The following is a 267-nucleotide window of genomic DNA, read 5'->3' on the forward strand; positions in this document are numbered from 1 at the left end:
ATCGCTGGCGGTAAATAGACTTAACGCAATACCACTCTGGCCGGCGCGACCGGTGCGGCCAATGCGATGAGTATGGGTATCGGCATCGTGTGCCAGCTGATAATTAAATACCGCATCGACGCTGCTGATATCCAGGCCCCTGGCCGCCACGTCAGTGGCCAACAGAATACAGGCACTGCCGTTGGCAAATTGCACTAAGGTCTGGTCACGATCTTTTTGCTCCATATCGCCATGCAGCGCCAGTACGCTAAAACCAAAAGCGTGTAT

The 267-nt window shown here is 53.9% G+C and carries 1 protein-coding gene; it reads right to left on the bottom strand.

The window, feature by feature from the left end:
• On the bottom strand, positions 1–267 hold a 267-nt coding region (locus tag R0J87_RS21010; RefSeq protein ID WP_498888693.1), incomplete at both ends, for a helicase-related protein.

Origin of the sequence: Halomonas sp. SIMBA_159, from assembly GCF_046536035.1 — a bacterium.
Lineage (GTDB): Bacteria > Pseudomonadota > Gammaproteobacteria > Pseudomonadales > Halomonadaceae > Vreelandella > Vreelandella venusta_A.